Here is a 26,860-nt window from a genome sequence, read left to right as displayed (position 1 = left end):
TATTGTCGTGGCGGCGGGCCACAAACGCCAGACCCCCGCCGGGGCGGGGGTCTGGGAGTCGTCGGAGGTGAAGCCGCGGGCTAGCCCTTGGTCTTCATGCCCTTGCCGACGCTGGGGTCGTTCTCGATCTTGCGGGTGATCACGTACTGCTGGGCGATGGAGATGATGTTGTTCACCACCCAGTAGATCACCAGGCCCGCCGGGAACCACAGGAAGAAGAAGGTGAAGACGATGGGCAGCATCTTCATGATCTTCGCCTGCATGGGATCGGGCGGTGCCGGGTTGAGCATCTGCTGCACGAACATGGAGGCGCCCATCAGGATCGGCAGGACGAAGAAGGGATCCTTCACCGACAGGTCCTGGATCCAGAACATGAAGGGCGCGTGGCGCAGCTCCACGGACTCCAGCAGCATCCAGTAGAGGGCGATGAAGACCGGCATCTGCACCAGGATCGGCAGACAGCCCCCCAGCGGATTGATCTTCTCCTTCTGGTAGAACTTCATCATCTCCTGGGACATCTTCTGGCGGTCATCGCCATAGAGTTCCTTGAGACGCTGCATCTCCGGGCCCAGCTTGCGCATCCGCGCCATGGACTTGTAGGCCTTGGCGGAGAGCGGCCACATCACCAGTTTGACGAAGATCGTCAGCATGACGATGGACCAGCCCCAGTTGCCCAGCACGTCGTGGATCTTGTCGAGCAGCCAGAACAGCGGGTTGGCCAGGAACCACAGCCAGCCATAGTCCACGGTCAGGCGCAGGTTGGGGGCCACCTCTTCCAGGCGCTCCTGCACCTTGGGTCCCAGGTAGAGGGTCGCGCCCAGGGTCGCCTCGCCATTGGCGGCCAGGGTCTGGCTGGGGCCGGCGAAGGCCGCCACGTTGCGATTACGGGAATCGGTGGTGGCGTAGTAGAGGTTCTGCTGCTCCTGGTTCGGGGCCCAGGCGGAAACGAAGTAGTGCTGGATGATCGCTACCCAGCCACCCAGGGCGTCCTGGTTGGCGAAGTTACCGCGCTGGATATCGGAGAAGTCGACCTTCTCGTAGCGGGACTCCGGCGTGGAGTAGGCCGCCCCCAGGTAGGAGCTCATGCCCATGGCGACGCCGCTGGTGGGGTCGGGGCTGTCGTCCCGGGCGAGCTGACCGATAAAGCGGGCGCTGACCGGGGTCTCGCTGCGGTTGGCCAGGTAGTAGCTCACGTCCACCGCGTAGTTGTCGCGCTCGAAGGTGAAGCGCTTGATCACATCCACGCCATTGACCTCGGCGTGCATGTCCACCACCAGGCGATCCTCACCGTCGGCCAGACGATACTCGGTCTGCTCCGGGGTGAAGTGGATACGCCCCTGGTGACCCTCCAGCTGCAGCCCCGACTTGGCCACATAGCTGCGGCTCTCGCTATCGGAGAGCAGCACGAAGGGGCGGTCGGAGTCGAGGCTCAGCAGGTGTCGGGGGAGGGCGGCATAGACGATATCGCCCCCCTGGGGGTCGATGCGCAGGTCCAGCACGTCGGTGATCACGGCGATCAGGTCACGGCTGGTGCTGCCCTGGGCGGGGGCTTCGGGCATCTCGCCGTCGATGGCCTCGGCGCTCCGGGGGGCCGTGGGAACGGCCAGGCCGTCGTCGCCGGGGGCGGCGACCTCACCGTTCTGGGTGATGGCGGGGGCGTCAGGTTCGGGGGCGGCCTGACCATAATCCTGATTCCACTGCACGATCAGCAGATAGGCGAGCACGGCCAATGGAATCAGTAGGAGTAGTCGTTTTACGTCCATGGGGATCCTGCCCGGTGGGTAGTGAAAGTGTGAGCAAAGCCGTCTCCGAGACACACGAAAGCCTGCCGGAGGCAGGCTGAAGGTGTCACCGCATCGGCGACAGCGTCGGTGTCAGGTCAGGACCGGTCGGTATCGGCCGCCATCTTGCGCGCGTCTTTTTCCAGGCGCCGCCACATGCCATGAAGCTGGCGGTGCAGGGTGGCGTTATCCAGCTCGTGAGCCCCGCGTCGAGCGAGAACCACGATATCCACCGCGGGCAGACGCTGCTGTTGCAGACGGATGGATTCACGAACCAGTCGCTTCAGACGGTTGCGATCGACGGCGCGCCGCACGTTCTTCTTGCTGAAGACCAGGCCGAGGCGCACATGACCGAGATCATTGCGTCGACCCAGGGCCATCAGCCCCTTGCCGTGGACCTTGAAGTCCGCATGGTCGAAGACATGTCGATAGTCCCCGGCCGTCAGCAGACGCAGCCGCCGGGGAAAGCCCTGACAGGACACGCGTGATCCGCGATCAGGCGCTCAGACGCTTGCGGCCCTTGGCGCGGCGGCGCGCCAGGACGGCACGACCGTTCTTGGTGGCCATGCGAGCACGGAAGCCGTGCACACGCTTGCGCTTGAGAACGCTCGGTTGAAAGGTGCGTTTCATAACTCTCGATTCCCACGTGGTTGATTGGACTGAACGTCAGAGTGCGGCCCGGTTTCCCCGACGGATTACGCGGGAGCTTTCGGGTCAAGACCGGGAATTCTAGAGAATTCGCCGCCCCGGTGCAATTTTTCTGCGCTCCGGGGCGAGGCTTTTCGCGATTTCCCTGGCCAGTGAGATGCTGCCCGGGTGGTTCGGGGGAATCGAGATCAACCAACTATAATAATTTAGCCCTTTTAGATGATGTTGTTATTAATACTGGGGAAAAGATTTGTGGATAAGCCATAATAGCCGTTGAGTATCAAAGATGTAGCTTATAGAAAAGAGTGTGGGCAAGCTGCCGGCAAGGGCTGAGGAAGCTGGGGAGGAGCTGGTGACGGCACGGGGTTTCGTCCACAAGCCTGGGCTTATCCACTGACCCGGCATCGATCCGCCAAGGGGTTGGGGACAAGTTGTCCACAGCTGCACTCGCGGCCGGATCCATGTGGATAACCCGGCCCGGTGACGATACAATGGCCGGTCATTCGACAACTGCATGGTGAGGTCGCGTGTCCGTCGCTCTTTGGCAACAGTGTCTGGATTACCTGCAGGACGAGCTGAACTCTCAGCAGTTCAATACCTGGATTCGTCCCCTGCAGGCGGAGGAAGGCGAGTCCAATGAGCTGCGCCTGCTGGCTCCCAACCGCTTCGTGCGCGATTGGGTCAGCGACAAGTACATCAAGCGCATCAATGAACTGCTGCGTGAACTGGCCTCGGGCAAGCCGCCCAAGGTGAGCCTCACGGTGGGCAGTCGTGGCAGCGTGCCCAACCCCCAGCCCCGCAACCTGGGGGCGCCGGTCTCGGCCGCACCGCGGCGTCCCAGCGCGCCGGCGGTGCAGACGCCGCCCCGCGGCGATGACTATGCCGACGAAAAGGAGATCGAGGCCCTCGAGGAGAACGCCCCGCGGCGCGGCGAGCGCCAGGTGCAGGTGGAGGGCAGCCTCAAGCACTCCAGCGGCCTCAACCCCAATTTCACCTTCGAGACCTTCGTCGAGGGCAAGTCGAACCAGCTGGCCCGGGCCGCCTCCCGTCAAGTCTCCGAGAACCCCGGCGGGGCCTACAACCCATTGTTCCTGTATGGCGGCGTGGGCCTGGGCAAGACCCACCTGATGCATGCGGTGGGCAATGCCCTGGCCGGGCGCCGCGAGAACGCCAAGGTGGTCTACCTGCACTCCGAGCGCTTCGTGGCGGACATGGTCAAGGCACTGCAGCTCAATGCCATCAACGACTTCAAGCGCTTCTACCGCAGCGTCGACGCCCTGCTGATCGATGACATCCAGTTCTTCGCCGGCAAGGAGCGCTCCCAGGAGGAGTTCTTCCACACCTTCAATGCCCTGCTCGAAGGGGGCCAGCAGATGATCCTTACCTCGGATCGCTACCCCAAGGAGATCAGCGGCGTCGAGGAGCGCCTCAAGTCGCGCTTCGGCTGGGGACTGACGGTGGCCATCGAACCGCCGGAGCTGGAGACCCGGGTGGCGATCCTGATGAAGAAAGCCGATCAGGCCAAGGTCGACCTGCCCCATGACGCGGCCTTCTTTATCGCCCAGAAGATCCGCTCCAATGTGCGCGAGCTGGAGGGCGCCCTGAAGAAGGTGATCGCCGACTCCCACTTCATGGGCAAGCCGATCACCCAGGATTTCATCCGCGAGTCGCTGAAGGACCTGCTGGCCCTGCAGGACAAGCAGGTGGGGGTCGACAATATTCAGCGCACCGTGGCCGAGTACTACAAGATCAAGCTCGCCGACCTGCTCTCCAAGCGGCGTTCCCGCTCGGTGGCGCGGCCGCGACAGATCGCCATGGCGCTGGCCAAGGAGTTGACCAATCACAGCCTGCCGGAGATCGGCGACGCCTTCGGCGGTCGCGATCACACCACGGTGCTGCATGCCTGCCGCAAGGTGCAGTCCCTGCAGGAAGAGAGCGCGGATATCCGCGAGGACTACAAGAACCTACTGCGTTTGCTGACCAGTTGAGGCCAGGCGCCAGGCAAGGCGCGATGATTGGCCGCCATCAATCCCAGGACAAGTGGAGCCCCCATGAAATTTTCCATCTCCCGTGAAGCCCTGCTGCGTCCGCTGGCCCTGGTCGCTGGCGTCGTGGAGCGTCGCCAGACCCTGCCGGTGTTGTCCAACGTCTTGATCCGGGTGGATGAGGCGCAGCAGGTGGCCCTGACCGGTACCGACCTGGAGGTCGAGCTGATCGGGCGTACCGCCGCTTCCCAGGTAGAGGCGCCCGGGGCGGTCACCGTGCCGGCCCGCAAGCTGATGGACATCTGCAAGTCGCTGCCGGACCAGGCCGAGCTGCATTTCGCCCTGGAGGAGGGGCGGGCGGTGCTGCGCAGCGGGCGCTCCCGCTTCACCCTCTCCACCCTGCCGGTGGCCGAGTTCCCGAGCATCGAAGAGGGGCAGGGCAACACCGAGCTGAGCCTGCCGCGGGGTACCCTCAAGCAGTTGATCGATGCCACCGCCTTCGCCATGGCCCAGCAGGACGTGCGCTACTACCTCAACGGCATGCTGCTGGAGTTGAAGGATAACCTGGTGCGTACCGTGGCCACCGATGGCCACCGCCTGGCGGTCTGCTCGCGTCCCGCCGATATCCAGGTCTCGCCGGCCCAGAAGCTGATCGTGCCGCGCAAGGGCGTGCTGGAGCTGGTGCGCCTGCTGGATGGCAGCGACGAGCCGGTGACCCTGACCCTGGGGGCCAGCCACGTGCGCGCGCATACCGGCGACTTCACCTTCACCTCCAAGCTGGTGGACGGCAAGTTCCCGGATTACGAGCGGGTGGTGCCCCGGGGCGGCGACAAGGTATTCCTGGCCGATCGAGCCGAGCTGCGCCAGGTGCTGTCACGGACCTCCATCCTCTCCAACGAGAAGTACCGCGGCGTGCGGCTGCTGCTGGAGGAGGGCAACCTGCGAGTGATGGCCAACAACCCCGAGCAGGAGGAGGCCGAGGAGAATGTCGCCGTGGAATATAGTGGCAACTCCCTGGAGATCGGCTTCAACGTCGGCTACCTGATCGACGTGCTCAATACCCTCGACGACGAGCGGGTGCAGATGACCCTCTCCGATCCCAACAGCAGCGCCCTGATGGAGCAGCCCGGCGGCGGCGATGCCATGTATGTGGTCATGCCGATGCGTCTTTAATTGATTGATATGCATCGCTTTTTCGTCATCGTCGAGGGCTGACGATGGTCATCGAGCGTCTCGCCTTCAGCGGCCTGCGCAACCTCGAACCCCTCGAGATGCGTCCGCAGCCGGGGATCAACCTGATCCTCGGCCCCAACGGCAGCGGCAAGACCAGCCTGCTGGAGGGAATCCATGTGCTGGGCATGGGACGCTCCTTCCGCACCCAGCAATTGCGTCATGCCATCGCCCATGATCAGCCCGCCCTGACGCTTCATGCCCGCCTGAGCGGCGATCTCGCCCTGGGGGTGCGCCGCCAGCGGGATGCCGGCGAGCTCGAGCTTCGCCTGGGCGGCGAGCGCATTGCCCGCCTGGCGCAGTTGGCCGAGGCCCTCCCCCTGCAGCTGATCAATCCCGATGCCTTCCGCCTGCTGGAGGGTGGCCCGGCGGCGCGTCGAGAGTTTCTCGACTGGGGCGTGTTTCACGTGAAACATGGCTTCATGCAAGTGTGGAAGGGCGTACGCCGGGCCCTGAAACATCGGAATGCCCTGCTCAGGCATGATAGAATCGACCTTCGCTCCCTGGACAGCTGGGAGCATGAGCTGGTGCGCTGGAGCGAGCAGCTGGACGAGCTTCGCCAGGCTTATATGGGCGACTTCCTGCCGGTCTTCGAGGAGACCCTCAAGGAGTTGCTGCCCTTGCCTGGCCTGGAGCTGCGCTACTCCCGGGGCTGGGACAAGCGTCGTCCCCTGGCCGAGATCCTGCAACAGGGGCGTGACACCGATCGCCAGATGGGGTTTACCCAGCAGGGCCCCCAGCGGGCCGATCTGCGCATCCGCCTGAAGCGGCGTCCGGCGGTGGAGGTGCTCTCCCGCGGCCAGCAGAAGCTGGTGGTCAGTGCCATGAAACTGGCCCAGGGGCGGGTGCTGGAGGCCATGACCGGCCGCACCTGCCTCTATTTGATCGACGATCTGCCCGCGGAGCTGGATGCGGGCCATCGCGAGATGTTCTGCCACTGGCTGTCGTGTCTGGACTGTCAAGCATTCATCACCAGTGTCGAACCCCAGGCACTCGCCGGGCACTGGCGTCCGGAGACCCCGGTCGCCATGTTTCACGTGAAACAGGGCCGGCTCGAGTTCCAAGGCGACGGAATGAAAAGACTTCACATGATGGAGTAGTCAATGAGCGAACAGGCTTACGACTCATCGAGCATCAAGGTCCTCAAGGGCCTGGATGCGGTACGCAAGCGCCCCGGCATGTATATCGGCGACACCGACGATGGCACGGGCCTGCACCACATGGTCTTCGAGCTGGTGGACAACTCCATCGATGAGGCACTGGCGGGGCACTGCAGCGAGATCCGGGTAGTGATTCACCCGGATGAATCGATCACCGTCAGCGATAACGGCCGCGGCATCCCCACCGATATCCATGAGGAGGAGGGGGTCTCGGCGGCGGAAGTGATCATGACGGTGCTCCACGCCGGCGGCAAGTTCGACGACAACTCCTACAAGGTCTCCGGTGGCCTCCATGGGGTCGGGGTCTCGGTGGTCAACGCCCTCTCGGAGGAGCTCAAGCTGACCATCTGGCGTGCCGGCCAGGTCCATGAACAGGTCTATCACCACGGCGTGCCCGCGGCCCCCCTGGGCGTGGTGGGCAAGACCGAGCAGAGCGGTACCCGGGTGCACTTCCGGCCCTCGCCGGAGACCTTCGCCAATATCGAGTTCCACTACGATATCCTCGCCAAGCGGCTGCGCGAGCTCTCCTTCCTCAATTCCGGGGTGGCGATTCGCCTGCTCGACGAGCGCAGCGGCAAGGAGGAACTGTTCCACTACGAGGGTGGCCTCAAGGCCTTCGTCAATCACCTCAATACCAACAAGAGTACCCTCAATACGGTCTTCCACTTCAATGCGGAACGCGAGGATGGGGTCGGTGTCGAGGTGGCGATGCAGTGGAACGACACCTTTGCCGAGAATATCTTCTGCTATACCAACAACATCCCCCAGCGCGATGGCGGCACCCACCTGGCGGGCTTTCGGGCGGCACTGACGCGTACCCTCAACAGCTACATCGAGGCCGAGGGGCTGCTCAAGAAGTCCAAGGTCAACACCTCCGGGGATGATGCCCGTGAAGGCCTGACGGCGATTATCTCGGTCAAGGTGCCGGATCCCAAGTTCTCCTCCCAGACCAAGGAGAAACTGGTCTCCTCCGAGGTGAAGACCGCGGTGGAACAGGAGATGGGCAGGCTCTTCTCCGAGTACCTGATCGAGCACCCCAACGAGGCCAAGGCGGTGGTCAACAAGATGCTCGACGCCGCCCGAGCCCGCGAGGCCGCCCGCAAGGCCCGCGACATGACCCGTCGCAAGGGTGCCCTGGATATCGCCGGTCTGCCCGGCAAGCTGGCGGACTGCCAGGAGAAGGATCCCAGCCTCTCCGAGCTCTATCTGGTGGAGGGTGACTCCGCCGGTGGCAGTGCCAAGCAGGGGCGCGATCGCCGTACCCAGGCGATCCTGCCCCTCAAGGGCAAGATCCTCAACGTGGAGAAGGCACGCTTCGACAAGATGCTCTCCTCGGCGGAGGTGGGCACCCTGATCACCGCCCTCGGTTGTGGGATCGGCCGGGAGGAGTTCAACCCGGACAAGCTGCGCTACCACTCCATCATCATCATGACCGACGCGGACGTGGACGGCTCGCACATTCGTACCCTGCTGCTGACCTTCTTCTTCCGTCAGATGTCGCAGCTGATCGAACGGGGGCATGTGTTTATCGCCCAGCCACCGCTCTACAAGATCAAGCGCGGCAAGCAGGAGACCTACCTCAAGGACGAACAGGCGCTGACCGACTACCTCACCGCCACCGCCCTGGATGGTGCCCGGCTCTACGTCAATGCCGATGCCCCGGGCATCGCCGGCGAGCAGCTCGAGGCCCTGGTCAAGCAGTATCGGGACGTGATGAACCGCATCGATCGCCTCTCCCGGGTCTATCCCGATGAGGTGCTGCGCAAGATGGTGCATGCCGCCCCCCTGAATGGTGATGAGAGTCTCCGGGATCGCGGCACCATGCAGCAGTGGATCGATGGCCTGCAGGCCGAGATGGATGCCATGGTGGCCTACGAGGGGGGGCCGCGCTATGTCTTCCAGCTGCACGAGGACAGCGAGCGTGGCCTCTACCTGCCCAAGGTGTCGCTGATCGCCCATGGGGTGACCACCGACTATGTCTGGGGCAACGATTTCTTCGGTAGCGCCGACTATCGCGCCATGGCCAACCTGGGCCAGACCCTGGATGGCCTGCTGGAGGAGGGCGCCTACGTGGCCCGTGGCGAGCGGCAGCGCCCGGTGGTGACCTTCTACGAGGCCCTGGAATGGCTGATGAAGGAGGCCCAGCGCGGCTTCTCCATTCAGCGCTACAAGGGGCTGGGGGAGATGAACCCGGAGCAGCTGTGGGATACCACCATGAATCCGGACACTCGGCGCATGCTGCGGGTCTCCATCGAGGATGCGGTGGCCGCCGACATGATGTTCAATACCCTGATGGGGGACGAGGTGGAGCCGCGTCGCGACTTTATCGAGCGCAATGCCCTGGTCGCCAACCTGGACGTTTAACTGGGCTGCGCCCCCCGGCTGCGCCGGTAGCTGTAAGCCATAAGCTTTAAGCTGGAAGAAAAATCGCCCCCATGGCCTTGCCATGGGGGCGATTTGCATTCAGCAGCTATCCAGCTTATCGCGGCTGTTTGGCCAGCAGCCAGTCGACGAAGCCGGCCAGGTCGTCGAAGAGGAGGGGTTCGTTGCCGGGGGCGGCGAGCTCCGGATGCTTGGCCAGGGTGCGCTCGCCCTTGCCGGTTTTGACCAGCACGTTGCGACAGCCCTGGGTCTCACCGGCCTGCAGGTCCCGCAGGCTATCCCCCACCATCCAGCTCCCCGCCAGGCTCTCCAGTCCCAGCGCCACGCGGATCTGCTCGAGGAGGCCGGGGAGCGGCTTGCGGCAGTCGCAATGGTCGTCGGGGCCATGGGGACAGTAGGCGATATGGGCCAGTTCGCCGCCGGCCTCGGTGACCCGGCGCCGCAGCTCCGCATGCATCTCTCCCAGGGTGGCCTCGCTATAGTAGCCCCGGGCGATGCCCGACTGGTTGGTGGCCACCGCCACCGTCCACCCTGCCCGAGAGAGCCGGCCGATGGCGGCGATGGCGCTGGGGTAGGGGTGGAACTCATCGAGGGACTTCACGTAGGCATCGGAGTCCTGGTTGATCACGCCATCGCGATCGAGGATGACCAGGCGGTCGGGGGAGGGCATGGGCGTCGCGTCCTCGTTGCTGTCGTCGGGTGGAGGGGAGTGTTTCACGTGGAACAACGTCTGCCAAGTCGGCTTGCCACGGGTGGTGTTTCACGTGAAACGCCCGGATGGGCGGAATGAATAGAAAAGGGCCGGCGAGTCACACTCGCCGGCCCTTGGTCTTGCGGGGGCTCTGCTTACTGCTGGAGTTCGGCGATATCCGCCACCTCCAGGAACAGCCCCTGGAGGTCGGCGAGCAGGGCCAGGCGATTGGCCCGCACCGTCGGCTCCTCGGCCATCACCATCACCTCGTCGAAGAAAGTGTCCACTGGTTCGCGCAGGGCGGCCAGGCGATCCAGGGCGGCGCTGTAGTCGGCGGCCTGGAACAGCGGGGCCACCTCCTCGCGGCGGGCCGCCAGGGCCTGGTGCAGGGCCTGCTCGGCGCGCTCCTGGAGCAGCTCGGGGTCGACCCGGGTGCTGCCGTCGTGGGCCTGCTTGGCGAGGATATTGGAGACCCGCTTGTTGGCGGCGGCCAGGGCGGCGGCCTCATCGCGGGCGGCGAAGCCATGCACGGCACGCATGCGGCGGGCGAAGTCCAGGGGCTTGGTGACCGGGCGGGCGCGCACCGCCAGGTAGCTCTCCACCGCCATGCCCTCGTCCTGGGCCCAGGCGCGGAAGCGCTCGAGCATATAGTCGAGTACCAGGTCCACCAGGCCCTCGGTCTTGGGCAGCTCGCCATGCTGCTCCACCGCGAGGGTCAGCAGCTCGCGCAGGTCGAGGTCCAGCTCGCCCTTGACCAGGATATTGAGCACGGCGATGGCGGCGCGGCGCAGGGCGAAGGGATCCTTGGTGCCGGTGGGGCGCTGACCGATGCCGAAGATGCCGGTCAGGGTGTCCAGGCGATCGGCCAGGGCCACGGCCTGGCCGGTGGGGCTCTGGGGGATCTCGTCGCCGGCGTTGCGCGGCAGGTACTGCTCGTAGAGGGCCCGGGCCACGGCTTCGGGCTCACCATCCTGGCGGGCGTAGTAGCAGCCCATGATGCCCTGCAGCTCGGGGAACTCCAGGACCATCTCGGTGACCAGGTCGCACTTGGCCAGCTGGGCGGCCCGCTCGGCATGCAGGGGGTCGCCGCCGATGCGTTCGGCGATATGCCGGGCCACCACCGCGGAGCGGTCGGCCTTGTCGGCCAGGGTACCCAGCTGCTGCTGGAAGACCACGCTGGCCAGGCCGTCGCGGCGCTCGGCCAGCGGCGTCTTGCGGTCAGTGTCGTAGAAGAAGGCGGCGTCGGCCAGGCGCGGACGGATGACCCGCTCGTTGCCCTCGATCACCTGCTGGGGGTCCTGACTCTCGATATTGGACACGGTGATAAACAGCGGCTTGAGCTTGCCGTCGCTATCCAGCAGGTGGAAGTACTTCTGGTTGGCCTTCATCGAGGAGATCAGGCACTCCGGCGGCACTTCCAGGAAGCGCTCGTCGAAGCTACCGGTCAGGGCCACCGGCCACTCCACCAGGCCGCTGACCTCGTCGAGCAGCGCTTCGTCGATCACCGCCTCGGCCTCCTGGCACTCCGCCTCGGCCAGCACCTGCTCGCGGATACGCTCGCGACGCTTGTGGCGGTCGGCCAGCACATAGGCCTCTTCCAGGATCGCCAGGTAGCCGTCGGCATGCGCCAGCTCGATGGCCTGGGGGGCGTGGAAGCGGTGACCATAGGTGGTGCGGCCGGCCGAGAGGCCGAGGATCTCGGCCTCCACCACGGCGTCACCGTAGAGCATCACCAGCCAGTGCACCGGACGCGAGAACTCGATGCGCGAGGCGCCCCAGCGCATGTTCTTGGGCACCGGCAGGGCGGCGATGGCCTTGTCGGCGATGGCCGGCAGCAGGGCGGTGGTGGCCTCGCCCTGCTGTTGTTCCCGGTAGCCGAGCCAGGTGCCCTTGTCGGTCTCCAGGTGGATCAGCTCGTCGACGCCGACGCCGCAGGAGCGGGCGAAGCCCTCGGCGGCCTTGGTGGGCTGGCCGTCCTTGAAGGCGGCGGCCAGGGCCGGACCGCGGCGTTCGACTTCGCGATCCGGCTGCTTGTCGGCGAGCTCGAGAATCTCCACCGCCAGGCGGCGGGGACTGGCGTGGGCGCGGATGGCGCCGAAGTCGATCTCGGCCTCGCCCAGGCCGCGACGCAGGCCCTCGGCCAGGGCGTCGGCGAGGCTATCGATGGCACCGGGAGGCAGTTCCTCGACACCGAGTTCCAGCAAGAAAGTAGAGGATGCCATGCTCAAGCGTCTCCCTGTTCGTCGGCCAGCAGTTCACGGCGCAGGGCCTCGGGGGCCATGGGGAAGCCGGCGGCCTTGCGTGAGTCGTAGTAGGCGTGGGCCACGTCCCGGGCCATGGTGCGCACCCGCAGGATATAGCGTTGGCGTTCGGTGACCGAGATGGCGTGGCGGGCGTCCAGCAGGTTGAAGGTGTGGGAGGCCTTCAGCACCTGCTCGTAGGCGGGCAGCGGCAGGCCGGCCTCGAGCAGCTTGGCGCACTCCTTCTCCTGGTGATCGAAGGCATTGAACAGCGCCGGTACGTCGGCGTGCTCGAAGTTGTAGGCGGACTGCTCGCGCTCGTTCTGCAGGTAGACGTCGCCGTAGGTGACCCGGGAGCCGTCCGGGGCGATGGTCCAGACCAGGTCGTAGACGCTGTCCACGTCCTGCAGGTACATGGCGATGCGCTCCAGGCCATAGGTGAGCTCACCGGTGACCGGGAAGCACTCGATGCCGCCGGCCTGCTGGAAGTAGGTGAACTGGGTCACCTCCATGCCGTTGAGCCAGACTTCCCAGCCCAGGCCCCAGGCACCCAGGGTCGGCGATTCCCAGTTGTCCTCGACGAAGCGGATATCGTGCACCAGGGGATCGATGCCCAGGCGTTTCAGGGAGCCCAGGTAAAGCTCCTGGAAGTCCTTGGGGGAGGGTTTCATCACCACCTGGAACTGATAGTAGTGCTGCAGGCGGTTGGGGTTCTCGCCATAGCGGCCGTCGGTGGGGCGGCGGGACGGCTGCACATAGGCGGCGTTCCAGGTCTCGGGGCCGATGGAGCGCAGGAAGGTGGCCGGGTGAAAGGTGCCGGCACCGACTTCCATATCCAGCGGCTGCATGACCACACAGCCCTGTTCGGCCCAGTATTGCTGCAGGGCGAGGATCAGGCCCTGGAAGGTTTTCGCGTCAGGCGTCGACTCTGTCATTGGTGAAGCACCGGTTGGCCCATGAATTCACAAGGCGTCAAGTATACAATCAGTGGGGAATCGGTTATAGGCACCCGGGCAAGTCGGTCCGCGGCGCCGGCCCGGACGATATGAGGACGCAACGATGATCGTAGTAACAGGCGGGGCCGGCTTTATCGGCTCGAATCTGGTCAAGGCCCTGAATGCCCGTGGCCACCAGGACGTGATGGTGGTGGACGACCTCTCCGACGGCACCAAGTTCGTCAACCTGGCCGACTGCACCCTGGGCGACTACCTGGACAAGGATGACTTCCGGCGTCGCGCCGAGGCGGAACTCGCCGGCGGGCCGGCGACCCTGCCGACCATCGAGGCGATCTTCCACGAGGGGGCCTGCTCCGACACCACCGAGTGGGACGGCCGCTTCATGCTCGACAACAACTTCGAGTACTCCAAGGTGCTGCTGCACTTCTGCCAGCAGCGCGGCATCCCCTTCCTCTACGCCTCCTCGGCGGCCACCTATGGCGGCAGCGAGGTGTTCGTGGAGGCGCCTGAGCACGAGAAGCCCCTTAACGTCTACGGCTACTCCAAGCTGCTCTTCGACCAGTACGTGCGCGCCCGCTGGGATCAGTTCACCAGCCAGGTAGTGGGCTTTCGCTACTTCAACGTCTATGGTCCCCGGGAGCAGCACAAGGGCAAGATGGCCAGCGTCGCCTATCACCATCACACCCAGGTGAGCGCCGGCCAGGACCTCAAGCTGTTCGGTGCCTGGGACGGCTATGAGGCGGGCATGCAGAGCCGCGACTTCGTCTATGTGGGGGATGTGGTCAACGTCAACCTGTGGTTCCTCGACCACCCGGAGCGCTCCGGCATCTTCAACCTGGGCAGCGGCCGCGCCGAGCCTTTCAAGGCCATCGGCGAGGCGGTGATCGACTACTACGGCCGTGGCAAGATCGAGTACATCGATTTCCCCGAGGAGCTCAAGGGGCGCTACCAGAGCTACACCCGCGCCGATATCTCGCGGCTGCGGGAGGCCGGCTATGACGCCGAGTTCAAGAGCGTGGCCCAGGGCGTGCGCGCCTACCTGGAGTGGCTGAATGGCTAGGCCCGAGGCCATCGAGGGGCCGCGCATCCTGGTGGTCGGCCCCTCCTGGGTCGGCGACATGGTGATGGCCCAGAGCCTGTTCATGACCCTCAAGGCGCGCCATCCCGGCTGCCGCCTCGGCGTGGTGGCGCCGCCCTGGTCGCTGCCGATCCTAGAACGCATGGCCGAGGTGGACGAGGCCCATGGCCTGGAAGTGGGGCATGGCCAGTTCGGCTGGGGCGTGCGCCGGGCCCTGGCCGCGCGGCTCAAGGGGCACTTCGATCGCGCCATCGTCCTGCCGCGCTCCCTGAAGTCGGCCCTGGTGCCCTTCCTGGCGCGCATTCCCCGGCGTACCGGCTTCACCGGCGAGCAGCGCTACGGCCTGCTCAATGATCGTCGGCGCCTCGACAAGGCGGTGCTGGACCAGACCGTGAAGCGCTTCGTGGCCCTGGGCCTGCCCGCCGAAGCGGCGGCGCGAGGCGATTTCCCGATCCCGCGGCCGCGGCTGGCGGTGGATGCCGATAACCTGGTATCGCTGCGCCTGGCCCAGGGGCTGTCGTCGCGGCCCGCCATCGGCATGATGCCCGGTGCCGAGTATGGGCCCGCCAAGCAGTGGCCCCTGGAGCATTTTCGGGCCCTGGCCGAGTCCCTGGTGGAGCGAGGCTTCGAGGTGCGGGTACTGGGTGGCCCCAAGGACGTGGAGGCCGGCGAGACCATCGCCGCGGGCCTAGCTCATGCCCATAACCTCTGTGGCAAGACCCGGCTGGCGGATGCGGTGGACCTGCTCGCCGATTGCCGCCAGGTGGTGACCAACGACTCCGGCCTGATGCATGTGGCGGCGGCAGTGGGCACCCGGGTGCATGCCCTCTACGGCTCCTCCTCGCCGGCCTATACGCCGCCACTGACCGGCAACGCCGAGATCCACACCCTGTCCCTCGACTGCTCGCCCTGCTTCCAGCGCACCTGCCCCCTGGGGCATACCCACTGCCTGACCCAAATGACCCCGGAACGCCTGCTGGCGGCCCTGCTGGCCGAGCCTTCCGGCGCCGAGGGTTAAAGCGGCGGCATCTCCCCCGCGGGCTTGTCCTGGGGGACCTCGGTGATCTGCTCCTGGGGGGCCGTCGGCTCGGTCTCGGGTTGTGGCGCCAGCCCCTCCCAGAGCCGTTGTTGCAGGGCGCGCTCCTGGGTCAGGCGGCGGTTGATCTCTTCCACCCCGTGACGCTCCACCAGGTTGAGGGTCGGCGTCAGCAGCGAGACCCCCAGCCCCGCCCGGTGCTGGGCCAGCTCGAAGCCCATGGCCTCCAGCAGGGTGGGATAGAGGTCCAGCATCGAGGCCTCGCGTACCACCCGGGCCTCGTCGATCCCCGGGCCCAGCAACATGAAGGTGTTATCCCGGTCGCTGAGATTCAGCTGATCCCAGGCCGAGACCCGCATGGTGAGGTGATCGCTGGCAAGCATCACCAGAGTGTTGTCCAGCAGCCCCTGGGCCTCGAGGCGCTCCAGCAGGTCTCGGGTCAGCCAGGCGGTGCACTCCACCGAGTAGAGGATATCCACGCCATCGAACTCCCCCTGGCGCTCGAGGCAGCGTCGGGCCGGGTGGCCATGGGGGGCGTGGCCACCCAGGGTCAGCATGACCAGCCCCCAGGGGCCGGGCTCGGCATTCAGCGTCAGGATCTCCTCCACGGCGAAGTCGAAGAGGGTGTCGTCGTAGAGGCCCCAGTCGTTGAGGTAGTCGGGGTCCGCCATGCGCGGTACCAGCTCCTCGCGGCCCAGCACTCGCTCGAAGCCATGGCCATGGTAGAAGAGCCCCTTGCCGGCGAAGGTCTTGCTGGCGCCACCCAGGTAACTGAGGCGATAACCCTCCTCACCGAGCAGGTCACCCAGGCAGTCGATGCCGGGCACCACCGCCTCCAGAGGCTCGAACTGGCGATCGTGCAGCAGGCCGGCGGGCATCAGCGGCACCCCGCACTGGCTGGCGATCATCCCGGCCATGGTCCAGCCGGTGTTGTCGATCTGGCGCACGCCTTCGAAGACGCTGCCCTGTTCGCCGAGATGATCCAGGTCGGCGTAGGCATCGCCGAAGCGCTCCCGGTCGGCATAGGTGCGCTCGATGCTCTCCAGATAGATCAGCAGCAGGTTGGGCGGCGATGCGGGGCGGGCCTCGATCTGGGGCGCCTGGTAGCGGCGGTCGAGCCAGGCGCCATCCTCCTCCACCACGATGGCGGCCCCCCGCTGGCCGAGGCCGAACAAGAGAGGGTTGCCGGCCACCAGGACCAGCATCAGCACCTTCTCCAGCAGCCGCCAACGCTTGTCGGTGCGTATCAGCCAGGTAAAGGCCACCAGGCTCAGGGCCGCCGCCAGGGTATAGAGGAAGGCCGCGGTGATACGCCCGGCGCCGCCATGGTCGGTGATCCCCGCCTGCAGATGGAAGAAGAGCGCGCCCAGGTCGACGCTGCCGAAGCCATCGGAGAGATAGACATAGAGCCACCACAGGGCCAGGGGCAACAGCGACCAGGGCCAGACCCGTCGATAGCGGGCATGGCGAGGGCCCCCCCAGCCCAGCCAGGCGGCCAGGCCCAGCCACAGGCCGGCGATGGGCAATACGCTAAGCCAGGGGATGGGCAAGAGCACGCTCAGGGCGTGCCCCAGGCAGAGCCCCAGGTAGCCCAGGGCCCACCAGCGGGGGTGGCGCAGGAGGTGGCTCGGCAAGTGCAATCGGGACATCAGGGCGGGAATCCTAGGGAGTGTGGTATCGCTCCCTAGCCTAGCAAGCTTCGCCGCCTGGCTGGAGGGGCGGCGTTGCGATGGGGCAAGGGCCCCCTTACACTGGCGCCACCTTCCTTAGCGCTGGATCTCCTATGTCCCTGGCTGCCGTACTGATCGTCAAGAATGAGGCCGAGCACCTCGCCGCCTGCCTCGATACCCTGACCTGGGTCGACGAGATCGTGGTGCTGGATGCCGGCAGCCAGGACACCACTCGCGAGATCGCCGCCCGCTATACCGACAAGGTAGCAGTGGCGGCGGACTGGCAGGGATTCGGGGTCCAGCGCCGGCGTGCCGAGGCCCTAGTGGAGAGCGACTGGATCCTGATGGTGGATGCCGACGAGCGGGTGACGCCGGAACTGCGCCAGAGCATCCAGGCGGCCCTGGCCGATGGAACGCCTGCCATCTATACCCTGGCGCGGCTCTCCTGGTGCTTCGGTGACTTTATTCGCCACTCCGGCTGGTACCCGGACCGGGTGGCACGCCTCTATCCTCGGGGGCGTGCCGGCTACAACGACGCCCTGGTACACGAGAAGCTGGAGAATCCCGAGAGCCTGCCGGTCAAGGCGCTCTCCGGGGATCTGCTCCACTTCACCTACCGGGACCTGCGCCACTACCTGGAGAAATCGGCCCACTACGCCCAGGCCTGGGCGGAACAGCGGGCCGCCCGGGGCAAGCGCGGCAGCCTCGGCGCCGGTGTGGTGCACGGCATCGGCTGCTTCCTGCGCATGTACCTGCTCAAGGCGGGCTTCCTGGACGGGCGCCAAGGGCTGCTGCTGGCGCTGCTCTCGGCGCACTCCACCTTTGCCAAGTATGCGGATCTCTGGGTACGGACCCGTACCAGCCCGCTGCCCGCCGAGGATTCCGACAAGGGCTAAAGGCAAAGCCTCCTTTGCTGTTCTCCAGCCCCATGGATTCCCGGGTATTAATTATTCTTCGTTATTATCCAGGGAGCGAATCCTCTCGGCGATGGCCTCGGCCGCGGCCTCCAGATCGATCCGCGCCATATCGGTCTCTTGGCCCGGCTGGGCCGGCGGGCTGAAGGCCAGCCGGTGCTCCGCTCGATTGCAGGTCTGCCAGCGTAGCGGCGTCGCCGAGCGTTTGGCGGGGTAGAAACCCGCCGTGGGACGATCCAGGCAGCCGGCGATATGCAAGGGGCCGGTGGAGCCGGCGATAACGAGGTCCGCGGCGCTCAGGGTCCTGGCGAAGGCGGACAGATCGGGGCGTGGCGGCACCCGATGAGCCTCGAGGCCCGCTTCCCGGAGATTGGCTACCAGGGCCTCGGCGGTGGCCTCCTCGCCCGGGCCAGCGGTCAGCAGCCAGAGGAGAGGGCGAGGCAGGCGGGCGGACACGCCGACCGCCAGGTCGCGATATTGCGCCGCCGTCAGATTGACCGCCGAGCCGCCGCTGCCCGGGTGCAGGAAAAGCCAGGGGCAGGACGGATCCAGGCCCAGTTCCTCGCTTAGCCCTTGTCGCTGCTCCTGACGCTCGCCCTTGGGCAGCGGCCAGTAGGGGGGCGCCACCTCTGGCGTGGCCTGCCCCAGCTCGCGCTGCAGGGCCCGGGCCAGTTCCAGGTTGTAGACGTATTCCGGCTTCTCGGAACGGGAGCGGCGCTGGGTGATCCGGCGATGGTAGAAGACCTGGGCCCACTTGGTGGCTGGCGCCAGGCGCAGGGGAATGCCCGCCCGCCAGGCCAGCCAGCCGATGCGCGGCGTGGAGAAGAGCGTCAAGAGGGCATCGAAGCGCCCGCGGCGCAGGGCCTGTAGCAGCTCGCGCTGTGCTAGGCGATCGCCGCCGTCGCCGGGATCCACCAGCACCTCGTCCACCCAGGGGCAGGCTCGGGCCAGGGCCGCGGTATAGTTGGGCACCAGGACGGTGATATGGTTAGCGCCACTGGCCCGCTTGAGGCTCGCCAGGGCCGGCCAGGCGAGCATGAAGTCGCCGAGCTTGTCGTTGCGCACCACCAGGATGCGTCGCGGGGAGGAAGCGGTATCGGTCATCGGCTGGCCTGGGTCCCGTCATCGCAACGAAGGAGACGACCTTGTCCCACAAGGTAATGCATATCTGCCTCTCTGAGGGGTGGGGTGGACTGGAGATGTACCCGGCGCGGATCATTCCCGAACTCGAGCGCCAGGGCTGGCAGGCCCATGGCCTGGCGCTGACGGGGTCCCGGGTGGCGGCCAGCCTCGAGGAGGCGGGCATCGTGCCGCTGACGGTGTCCTCCCGGGGGGGCGCCCTGCTGGCGGCACCGCGCATCCTGCGCTACCTGAAGCACCATGATATCCGCGTGGTGCATTGTCACAAGTCCAGCGACCTGCGCCTGGCCGCCCTGCTGGCCAGCCTGCGGCCCTCCCTGCGCCTGGTGTTTACCGAGCACATGGGGGTGACCCGGCCCAAGAAGGGACTCTACCATCGCTGGGCCTACGGCAAGCTGAGCCGGCTGCTCTCCATCAGCGAGGCGACCCGGGCCCGTAACCTCAAGGCCTTCGCCCTGCCCCCGGAACGCATTCGTCGCCTCTATCTGGGCATCGACACCGCCCCCTACCGGCCACGGTTGATGGAGCAGGAACGCGACAGCCTGCGCGCCGAGCTGGGCATTCCCGAGGGGGCCCTGGCCATCGGTCTGCCCGGGCGACTGACGCCGGGCAAGGGCCAGGAGCTGTGGTTGGAGGCCCTGGCGGAACTGGCCCGACTGGCCCCCAAGCTGACCTTCCAGGGGGTGCTGATCGGTGGCCTCAAGGCCAGCGAGGGCAGCGACGAGGCCTATGTGGCTCGGTTGCGCTCGCGCATCGCCGAGCTGGCCCTGGGCGAGCGGATCACCCTGACCGGCTTTCGTCGCGACCTGCCCCGGCTGATGGAGGCCCTGGACGTGGTCTGCGTGCCCTCGGTGAACGAGGCCTTCGGCCTGACGGTGATCGAGGCCATGGCCGCCGGCAAGGCGGTGATCGGCGCCGACAGTGGCGCCATTCCCGAGCTATTGCCTCCCGAGTGCGGACGCCTGGCGCCGCCGGACTCGCCCCTGGCCTGGGCCGAGGCCCTGGTCGAGCTGGCCGAGGATGCCGGCCTGCGCCGGGCCCTGGGGCAAACCGCCGCCGAGCGGGTCGCCCGCGAGTTCGAGATCCGCGGGCATATCACCGCCTTGACGACGATCTATCAACAAATCTTGCAGGAGAAGCTGCCTTGAAAGCCTGGATCGAGAAGGGGGGCTACCTAAATGAGCGTGGTCGGCGCTGGTTAACGGGGCTGCATATGGAGGAGGTCCGCCGAATCCTGGTGATTCGTCAGTGTGCCTTCGGCGACATGATGGCGGCGCGGCCCTTCCTGGTGGAACTGCGTCGTTTCTTTCCCCGGGCCCATATCACTCTAAGCACGGTCAGCCGCTATCAATACGCCCTGCCGATGGACCTGATCGATGAGGTCCATGTGCTGGATGGCGAGGGGTCTCTGGCCGAGCAATGGCGATCACTGCGAGAGCCGGGGCGTTATGACGTGCTCTTCGACCTGGCCGATACCTCCCGTTCCCGGCTACTCAGCCTGGTGACCCGGGCGAAGGTCAAGCTCGGCTTCCCCTATCGCCAGGTCTTCAATCGGTTGCTTTTCGATGTGGGCATCCTGCGCTCTGACTTTCATTATGAGGCTGAGATCCTGCTCGACTTCCTCAAGGTCATGGGGCACAAGCCGGAGTATCCGCTGGAATTCTCCCTGCCTCGCCACCAGCCGCGGGAGGCACGACGCCGAATCGTCTACTTCCCTTATGCGGCGGTGAGCCGTAAGTCCCTCTCTCGAGAATCCTGGGCGGAGCTGATCGATCAGGCGGCTACGCGCTTCCCCGCCTATCAGCATGTGCTGCTGGAAGGGCACAAGGCGGAAGAGAGTGGTGACTTCCTGGACGATATCACGGGTCGTCACGACAATGTCTCGGTGCAGCGGCGCCTCGACCTGGATGCCCTGGCGCCTTTCCTTGCCGAGAGCGCGCTGCTGGTCTCGGGGGATACCGGGGTCAGGAACATGGCGCTGGCCACCCATACGCCGACGCTGGGGATCTTTTATATGACAGTCCCCTTCCGTTACTGGCCGCATTATGAGGCGTGCCACGAGGCGGTCTTCCATCGCGACGGTCAAGTGCCGGGCAAGAGCGATATCCTGGGGGCCTTGGAAGCCCTGTTGGAACGCCTCTACCCCTGATAGCCGCGGCGAATGGCCGCCATGGCCTCAGGAACGCCGAATTTCTTCAGCGAGCGTTCCAGGCGCTGGAGGTTGCGCTCGCGCCAGGGGCCGGGGGCGCGCAGGCGGCACCGGTCGAGGTCGATCAGCCAGACCTGATCGGTCTCGTCCACCAGCAGGTTGCGGGCATTGAGGTCGACATGATCCAGGCCGGCCTGGTGGAACTGACGGATGGTTCGGCCGACCCGGGCCAGCAGGCTGGCGTCGGCGCGGGTCAGGCGCTCGGCCAGGGCCTTGGCGCCGGGCAGGCGCACCGTGATCAGTGCCGCCTCATAGGTGGCGCCGCGGCGCCAGACGCAGGCCGCCACCGGGCGCGGCACCGGCAGGCCCCGCTCATGGAGTGCTGCCGTCAGGCGCAGCTCGCGGAAGGCACGGCTGCGCTCCTCGCCGGCCCACAGGTAGCGCTCTTCGCTGAGCCGGGCGATCAGGCCGCCGCGGCGGTAAGGACGCAGCACCCACTCCTCGGGGCCCGCATCCAGGAAGAGGCTGGCGCCGCGGCCGGGGGCCTGACCCACCACCGCCCGGCGGGCCTGCCAGAAGTCGCCCCGGAACCAGGCCGGCGCCGGCACGCCACCGGGGCCGATTTGTGGCCCAGGCGTGGCGTCACTTAAACTGTCGGCATCATATAGAATGACAGCCTTTTCCGTTCGGGATATAGCCAACCGCATGAAGCATCCTCTGCCCGTCCACCCCGAGCACCTCTGCGTGCTGCGGCTCTCCGCCCTGGGCGATGTCTGCAACCTGGTGCCGACGGTACGCGCCCTGCAACGCCAGTGGCCCGGCGTGCGCATCACCTGGATCATCGGCAAGGGCGAGCACAGTCTACTGGCCGGCCTCTCCGGGGTCGAGTTCGTGGTCTATGACAAGGCCAGTGGCCTGGCCGGCATGCGCGCCATCTGGCGCCAACTTCGCGACACCCGTTTCGATGCCCTGCTGCATATGCAGCAGGCGGTACGCGCCAGCCTGCTCTCCCTCGGCCTCAAGGCCCGGGTGCGCATCGGCTACGACAAGGCCCGTGCCAAGGACAAGCAGCACTGGTTCGTGCAGCACCATCTGGCCCCCCATCCCCGCGCCCATGTCCTCGACTCCTTCATGGATTTCGCTCGCCTGCTGGGCGTGGAGGATACCTCCCTGGCCTGGGATCTGCCGATCCCCGAAGCCGCGGTGGCCGAGGCTCGGCGGCTCACCGGCGAGGCCCCCTACCTGCTGGTCAGCCCCTGCAGCAGTGCGCGCCTGCGTAACTTCCGCAACTGGTCGGCGGAGGGCTTCGCCGCGGTGATCGAGCACGCCTGGCGTCAGTATGGCCTGAAAACGGTGCTCTCCGGCAGTCATACCCCCCAGGAGCGGGAGATGGCCGAACGCATTCGCCAGCTATGCCAGGACGAGGTGGTGATCGATGCCATCGGCGCCACCTCCCTCAAGGGCCTGCTGGCGCTGATCGACCGGGCCCGGGTGGTGGTGGCCCCCGATTCCGGCCCGGTGCATATGGCCAATGCCCTCGATACCCCGGTGGTGGGGCTCTTCGCCACCACCAATCCGGAGCGGGCCGGCCCCTATCAATGGCGCGATTCGGTGGTGAATCGTTATCCCGAGGCGGTGCGGACCTACCTGCACAAGGACCCCGAGACCCTGGAGTGGGGTCAGCGGGTGCGCCATCCGGACGCCATGTCCCTGATTCGTGCCGAGGACGTGATCCTACGCCTCGACGCCCTGCTATCGGAGCCCAAGGAATGAAGCTTGATCTGACCGCCCTGGAACAGGCCCGCCTGCTGGTGGTGGGCGATGTCATGCTGGATCGCTACTGGCACGGCGGCACCTCGCGTATCTCTCCCGAGGCGCCGGTGCCGGTGGTCAAGGTGGGTGAGAGCGAGGACCGCCCCGGTGGCGCCGCCAACGTGGCGCTGAATATCGCCTCCCTGGGGGCCCAGGCCGAACTGGCCGGCCTGGTGGGCGACGATCACAACGCCGGCCTGCTGAGCGAACGCCTGGAAGACGCCGGGGTAAGCGTTCACTTCCAGCGCAGCGCCGAGATTCCGACCATCACCAAGCTGCGGGTAATGAGCCGCAACCAGCAGCTGATTCGCCTCGACTTCGAGGAAGGACTCTGCGAGGTGGATACCGGCGAGCTGGGCGAGCGGGTCGCCGAGCGCCTGGCGGGAGTGGACCTGGTGATCCTCTCCGACTACGGCAAGGGCACCCTCAACCGGGTCGAGGCGCTGATCGCGGCGGTGCGTGCCGCCGGCAAGCGGGTGCTGGTCGACCCCAAGGGCGGCGACTTTCGCAAGTATCGCGGGGCCAGCGTCATCACCCCCAACCTCAGCGAGTTCGAGGCGGTGGTGGGCCCCTGCCGCGACGACGCCGAGCTGGCCACCAAGGGCGAGGCGCTGCGCGCCGAGCTCGACCTCGAAGCCCTGCTGATCACCCGCAGCGAGAAGGGCATGACCCTGATCCGCGCCGATCACGAGCCGTTGCACCTGCCGACCCGGGCCCGGGAGGTGTTCGATGTCACCGGCGCCGGCGATACCGTGATCGGCGTGCTGGGCCTGGCGCTGGCCGCCGGCCACGCCTTCCCCGAGGCGATGACCCTGGCCAACCTGGCCGCCGGCCTGGTGGTGGCCAAGCCCGGCACCGCCACCCTTTCCATCGCCGAGCTCTACACCGCCCTGCATGGCGACAAGCTGGCCGAGTTTGGCGTCATCGAGGCGGCGGGACTGTGCGAGGCGGTGCGTGCCGCCCAGGCCCGCGGCGAGCGGGTGGTGATGACCAACGGCTGCTTCGACATCCTGCATGCCGGCCATGTGGCCTACCTGGAGCAGGCCCGCAAGCTCGGCGACCGCCTGATCGTGGCGGTCAACGACGACGCCTCCATCGCCCGCCTCAAGGGGCCCAAGCGCCCCATCAACCCCCTGGTGCGGCGCATGCAGGTGCTGGCCGGCCTGGGCGCCGTGGATTGGGTGGTGCCCTTCGCCGAGGACACCCCCGCCGAGCTGATCGGCCGGGTCCTGCCGGACGTGCTGGTCAAGGGCGGCGACTACCGCCCCGAGGAGATCGCCGGCGGCGAGGCGGTGATCGCCCATGGCGGCGAGGTCAAGGTGCTGGGCTTCGAGGACGGGGTCTCCACCACGGCGATGATCTCCACCATCCTCGATCGCGAGGACTAGGCCGGATGCGAATCGCGTACGGGAAGCGCTGATGGGCTGGCCACGCGGGCTCTACTCGGCGGCCCTCTATGGGCTGACGCCGCTGATCTGGCGCCGGGTGTGGCGTGAGTCACTGCCCACTCACCCGCGCCGCCAGCGCCTGGGGTGGATTCCCCCCTCCCCGCCCGGCGAGCGGGTCACCTGGCTGCACTGCGCCTCCCTGGGTGAGGTGATCGCCGCCCGCCCGTTGATCGAGGCCCTGGCCCGTCCCGGCGAGCCACTGGTGATCACCACCATGACCGCCACCGGGGCCCAGCGAGCCCTGGCCCTGGCCGAGCGACTCAATGCGATGGGCCGGGCTCGGGTGACCCATGCCTTCCTGCCCCTGGACTTCCCCGGCGCGGCCCGGCGTTTCCTGGCCCGGTTGCGTCCGGCCCGGGCGCTCTTCTTCGAGACCGAGCTGTGGCCCAACCTGCTGGCCGCCTGCCATCGTCAGGGCGTGCCGGTGGCGGTGCTCAATGGGCGCCTCTCGCCCCGGGCCTTCCGTGGCTACCGTCGCCTGCGCCCGCTGATGCACGAGGCCCTGGGGAGCGTCGACTGGCTGGCCGCCAAGTCGGCGGCGGATGCCGAGCGCTTCCAGGCCCTGGGCATGGCCGCCGAGCGCACCACGGTGGTGGGCTCCCTCAAGTTCGATATCACTCCCGATGACGCGGCCCGAGAAGCGAGTCGGCGCTTACGTACCGAGCTGGGGGAGCGCCCGGTCTGGGTGGCCGGCTCGACCCATGAGGGCGAGGACGAGCAACTGCTGGCCGCTCATGCCCGGCTGCGCGAGCACTATCCCCAGGCGCTGTTGCTTCTGGTGCCCCGCCACCCCCAGCGCTTCGATGCCGTGGCCGAGCTCTGCGAGCGTCGGGGCCTGGCCACCGCCAGGCGCTCCCGTCAGGAAGCGGTGGATGCCGACACGGCGGTCTACCTGGGCGATACCCTGGGCGAGCTGATGACCCTCTACGGGGCGGGTGACCTGGCCTTCGTGGGGGGCAGCCTGGTACCGGTGGGGGGCCATAACCTGCTGGAGCCGGCGGCCCTGGGGGTGCCGGTACTGACTGGCCCGGCCCTGGCCAATTTCGAGGAGGTCGCCGAGGCGCTGCGCGAGGCCGAGGCCCTGGTGGAGGTGGCCGATGGCATGGCGCTGGCCGAGGCCCTGGAAGCGCTCTTCGCCGACGAACCGGCGCGGCAACGCCTCGGCGAGGCGGGGCGCCAGGTGGTGGCCGCCAACCGCGGCGCCCTGGCGCGCACCCTGGAAGGGCTGTCGAAGCCGCCCTTCCAGGGTTAGCGAGCTTTTACTTCTAATGTGCTCAGGCCGGGGTCAGGCGTTCCACGCCGGCTTCGGTACCGAGCAGCAGCACATCCGCGCCACGGGCCGCGAAGAGCCCATTGGTGACCACCCCGACGATGGCGTTGAGGCGGGCCTCCATGGCCAGCGGATCGGCGATCGGGAAATCGAAGCAGTCGATGATCTGGTTGCCGTTATCGGTGATCACCCCCTCCCGATAGACCGGGTCGGCGCCCAGCTTGACCAGCTCCCGGGCCACGTAGGAGCGGGCCATGGGAATCACCTCCACGGGCAGCGGGAACTCGCCCAGGGTGGTTACCCGCTTGGAGGCGTCGGCGATGCAGATGAATTTCTCGGCACAGGCGGCGACGATCTTCTCCCGGGTCAGGGCGGCGCCGCCGCCCTTGATCATATGTAAGTGAGCGTTCACCTCGTCGGCGCCGTCGATATAGAAGGGTACGCTGCCGGTCGAGTTGAGCTCGAAGACCTCGATACCGTGTCCCTTGAGGCGCTCGGCGCTGGCCTCGGAGCTGGCCACGGCGCCGGCGAAATCGTCGCGCAGCTTGGCCAGTTGATCGATGAAGAGGTTGGCGGTGGAGCCGGTACCGATGCCGAGGATGGTGTCGCGCTGCAGGTGGGGGCGGATCTCGTCGATGGCGGCGGCGGCCACCGCGGCCTTGAGTTCGTCTTGGGTCATGGAGGGGTCCGAGGGGCTGGATGAGTGTGGGCCCATTATAGGGCAGCGTGCCCCGGCTTTGGATGGCTGGAAGCCTGCTGGGTTGTGTACGAAAAGTGGGCGAGTGCCGGCGGCTTTCTTGCAGGGCCTAGCGTTAACCTCGCCGGATCCCGGTACCTTGACCAGTATAGGCAGCTGGTCGCCCGAGCCTTATCGGTCGATGGTCTCCGGCATGGGGGATTCCTCCCGGTGCAGCCCCTCGGCGATTTCCAGGTCATAGAGCCGGGTGGTGGGGCCATCGGGGCGACAGCGCTCCTTGACCAGTGGGTGCCACTGATTGGCGGCGGCACGCTGACGGGCATAGTTGGCGGTGATGTCTTGAATAAAGAATCCTGGGTAAAAAAAGGCAGCGCCAAGGATGCGCACTCTTGCGCGCCCCGGTGAAAAAACACCATCCTGCACTAGCTTACGATAATGCTTGAGATCTAGTGTGGCCTTCTTCTTCCGCCTCCGGTAACCCTCCAGCACTTCCTCGCGATTGGAGGTGGTGATGGAATGGCCCTGCTCGTCGAACCAGGGCCCCCGCTCCATATAGCAGCGCAGATACTCCCA

Annotated in this window: 22 protein-coding genes and 1 pseudogene; 12 read left to right on the top strand and 11 right to left on the bottom strand. The window is 66.7% G+C overall.

Features of this window, described 5'->3' with window-relative positions; translation table 11 throughout:
* Positions 1–80: 80 nt before the first annotated feature.
* The 3 genes from yidC to rpmH all read right to left on the bottom strand — a co-directional run bounded on the left by yidC (position 81) and on the right by rpmH (position 2,411).
* Positions 81–1,763 carry a membrane protein insertase YidC gene (gene yidC / locus IHD13_RS13065; protein WP_195861477.1) on the bottom strand — a complete coding sequence of 561 codons (1,683 nt, stop codon included), beginning with the start codon at positions 1,761–1,763 and terminating at the stop codon, positions 81–83.
* Positions 1,764–1,879: 116 nt separating this feature from the next.
* Entirely contained in the window at positions 1,880–2,263 is a 384-nt protein-coding gene (gene rnpA / locus IHD13_RS13060; protein WP_195861476.1) for a ribonuclease P protein component, read from the bottom strand.
* Positions 2,264–2,276: 13 nt separating this feature from the next.
* Positions 2,277–2,411 carry a 50S ribosomal protein L34 gene (gene rpmH, locus IHD13_RS13055; protein ID WP_010626003.1) on the bottom strand — a complete coding sequence of 45 codons (135 nt, stop codon included), beginning with the start codon at positions 2,409–2,411 and terminating at the stop codon, positions 2,277–2,279.
* A gap of 545 nt (positions 2,412–2,956) precedes the next feature.
* On the opposite strand from rpmH, the gene dnaA reads away from it, so the two are divergent.
* From dnaA to gyrB, 4 genes are all read left to right on the top strand, one after another.
* Positions 2,957–4,417, top strand: a complete 1,461-nt coding sequence (dnaA, locus tag IHD13_RS13050) for a chromosomal replication initiator protein DnaA (RefSeq protein WP_195861475.1) — start codon at positions 2,957–2,959, stop codon at positions 4,415–4,417.
* Positions 4,418–4,480: 63 nt separating this feature from the next.
* Entirely contained in the window at positions 4,481–5,587 is a 1,107-nt protein-coding gene (gene dnaN, locus IHD13_RS13045) for a DNA polymerase III subunit beta (protein WP_195861474.1), read from the top strand.
* A gap of 44 nt (positions 5,588–5,631) precedes the next feature.
* On the top strand, positions 5,632–6,744 hold the full coding sequence (gene recF / locus IHD13_RS13040) for a DNA replication/repair protein RecF (RefSeq protein ID WP_195861473.1): 1,113 nt from the start codon (positions 5,632–5,634) through the stop codon (positions 6,742–6,744).
* 3 nt (positions 6,745–6,747) lie between these two features.
* Positions 6,748–9,168 carry a DNA topoisomerase (ATP-hydrolyzing) subunit B gene (gene gyrB, locus IHD13_RS13035; RefSeq protein ID WP_195861472.1) on the top strand — a complete coding sequence of 807 codons (2,421 nt, stop codon included), beginning with the start codon at positions 6,748–6,750 and terminating at the stop codon, positions 9,166–9,168.
* Positions 9,169–9,283: 115 nt separating this feature from the next.
* Here gyrB and gmhB read toward each other — a convergent pair whose 3' ends face one another.
* The 3 genes from gmhB to glyQ form a co-directional block, all read right to left on the bottom strand.
* The gene (gmhB, locus tag IHD13_RS13030; RefSeq protein WP_195861471.1) at positions 9,284–9,856 is read right to left on the bottom strand and encodes a D-glycero-beta-D-manno-heptose 1,7-bisphosphate 7-phosphatase; all 573 of its coding nucleotides are present in this window, start codon (positions 9,854–9,856) and stop codon (positions 9,284–9,286) included.
* Positions 9,857–10,032: 176 nt separating this feature from the next.
* On the bottom strand, positions 10,033–12,099 hold the full coding sequence (gene glyS, locus IHD13_RS13025; protein ID WP_195861470.1) for a glycine--tRNA ligase subunit beta: 2,067 nt from the start codon (positions 12,097–12,099) through the stop codon (positions 10,033–10,035).
* A gap of 2 nt (positions 12,100–12,101) precedes the next feature.
* Entirely contained in the window at positions 12,102–13,052 is a 951-nt protein-coding gene (gene glyQ, locus IHD13_RS13020; protein WP_195861469.1) for a glycine--tRNA ligase subunit alpha, read from the bottom strand.
* 124 nt (positions 13,053–13,176) lie between these two features.
* Between glyQ and rfaD the strand changes: the two genes are divergently transcribed.
* The gene (gene rfaD / locus IHD13_RS13015; protein WP_195861468.1) at positions 13,177–14,133 is read left to right on the top strand and encodes an ADP-glyceromanno-heptose 6-epimerase; all 957 of its coding nucleotides are present in this window, start codon (positions 13,177–13,179) and stop codon (positions 14,131–14,133) included.
* Positions 14,126–15,169 (top strand): lipopolysaccharide heptosyltransferase II, encoded by a 1,044-nt coding sequence (gene waaF, locus IHD13_RS13010; protein ID WP_195861467.1) that lies wholly within the window; start codon positions 14,126–14,128, stop codon positions 15,167–15,169. Before rfaD ends, waaF begins: the two co-directional genes overlap by 8 nt.
* On the opposite strand, the gene IHD13_RS13005 is transcribed toward waaF, so the two are convergent.
* Entirely contained in the window at positions 15,166–16,836 is a 1,671-nt protein-coding gene (locus tag IHD13_RS13005; protein WP_195861466.1) for a sulfatase-like hydrolase/transferase, read from the bottom strand. The genes waaF and IHD13_RS13005 overlap by 4 nt on opposite strands.
* A 134-nt stretch (positions 16,837–16,970) precedes the next feature.
* Here IHD13_RS13005 and IHD13_RS13000 point away from each other — a divergent pair, with 134 nt between their 5' ends.
* Entirely contained in the window at positions 16,971–17,753 is a 783-nt protein-coding gene (locus IHD13_RS13000; protein WP_195861465.1) for a glycosyltransferase family 2 protein, read from the top strand.
* A 51-nt stretch (positions 17,754–17,804) separates the two neighbouring features.
* Here the strand turns inward: IHD13_RS13000 and IHD13_RS12995 are convergent, their stop codons facing one another.
* Complete coding sequence (locus IHD13_RS12995; RefSeq protein ID WP_195861464.1) at positions 17,805–18,875, bottom strand: glycosyltransferase family 9 protein; 1,071 nt, start codon at positions 18,873–18,875, stop codon at positions 17,805–17,807.
* A gap of 41 nt (positions 18,876–18,916) precedes the next feature.
* Between IHD13_RS12995 and IHD13_RS12990 the strand changes: the two genes are divergently transcribed.
* Together IHD13_RS12990 and IHD13_RS12985 are read left to right on the top strand one after the other, a co-directional pair.
* Entirely contained in the window at positions 18,917–20,059 is a 1,143-nt protein-coding gene (locus IHD13_RS12990) for a glycosyltransferase family 4 protein (protein ID WP_230086296.1), read from the top strand.
* A complete protein-coding gene (locus IHD13_RS12985) occupies positions 20,056–21,060 on the top strand; it encodes a glycosyltransferase family 9 protein (RefSeq protein ID WP_230086295.1) in 1,005 nt (334 codons plus the stop codon). The genes IHD13_RS12990 and IHD13_RS12985 overlap by 4 nt, the downstream gene beginning before the upstream one ends.
* Here the strand turns inward: IHD13_RS12985 and IHD13_RS12980 are convergent.
* The gene (locus tag IHD13_RS12980) at positions 21,051–21,767 is read right to left on the bottom strand and encodes a 3-deoxy-D-manno-octulosonic acid kinase (protein ID WP_195861463.1); all 717 of its coding nucleotides are present in this window, start codon (positions 21,765–21,767) and stop codon (positions 21,051–21,053) included. The genes IHD13_RS12985 and IHD13_RS12980 overlap by 10 nt on opposite strands.
* On the opposite strand from IHD13_RS12980, the gene IHD13_RS12975 reads away from it, so the two are divergent.
* The 3 genes from IHD13_RS12975 to waaA are packed head-to-tail and all read left to right on the top strand — an operon-like array spanning position 21,766 to position 25,572.
* On the top strand, positions 21,766–22,833 hold the full coding sequence (locus IHD13_RS12975; RefSeq protein ID WP_195861462.1) for a glycosyltransferase family 9 protein: 1,068 nt from the start codon (positions 21,766–21,768) through the stop codon (positions 22,831–22,833). The genes IHD13_RS12980 and IHD13_RS12975 overlap by 2 nt on opposite strands.
* Positions 22,830–24,260, top strand: coding sequence for a bifunctional D-glycero-beta-D-manno-heptose-7-phosphate kinase/D-glycero-beta-D-manno-heptose 1-phosphate adenylyltransferase HldE (gene hldE / locus IHD13_RS12970; protein WP_195861461.1), 1,431 nt, complete (start codon positions 22,830–22,832; stop codon positions 24,258–24,260). Before IHD13_RS12975 ends, hldE begins: the two co-directional genes overlap by 4 nt.
* Positions 24,261–24,291: 31 nt before the next feature.
* Positions 24,292–25,572, top strand: a complete 1,281-nt coding sequence (gene waaA, locus IHD13_RS12965; RefSeq protein WP_195861460.1) for a lipid IV(A) 3-deoxy-D-manno-octulosonic acid transferase — start codon at positions 24,292–24,294, stop codon at positions 25,570–25,572.
* A gap of 22 nt (positions 25,573–25,594) precedes the next feature.
* Here the strand turns inward: waaA and rpiA are convergent, their stop codons facing one another.
* Positions 25,595–26,269, bottom strand: coding sequence for a ribose-5-phosphate isomerase RpiA (gene rpiA, locus IHD13_RS12960; protein ID WP_195861459.1), 675 nt, complete (start codon positions 26,267–26,269; stop codon positions 25,595–25,597).
* Positions 26,270–26,458: 189 nt separating this feature from the next.
* Positions 26,459–26,860 (bottom strand): annotated as a pseudogene (locus IHD13_RS12955) (DUF6708 domain-containing protein); the annotation flags it as partial.

It is taken from the genome of Halomonas sp. 328 (genome assembly GCF_015645095.1).
GTDB lineage: Bacteria > Pseudomonadota > Gammaproteobacteria > Pseudomonadales > Halomonadaceae > Bisbaumannia.
The sequence above is the reverse complement of the archived record's forward strand: the minus strand, read 5'-3'. Positions and strand labels throughout refer to the sequence as shown.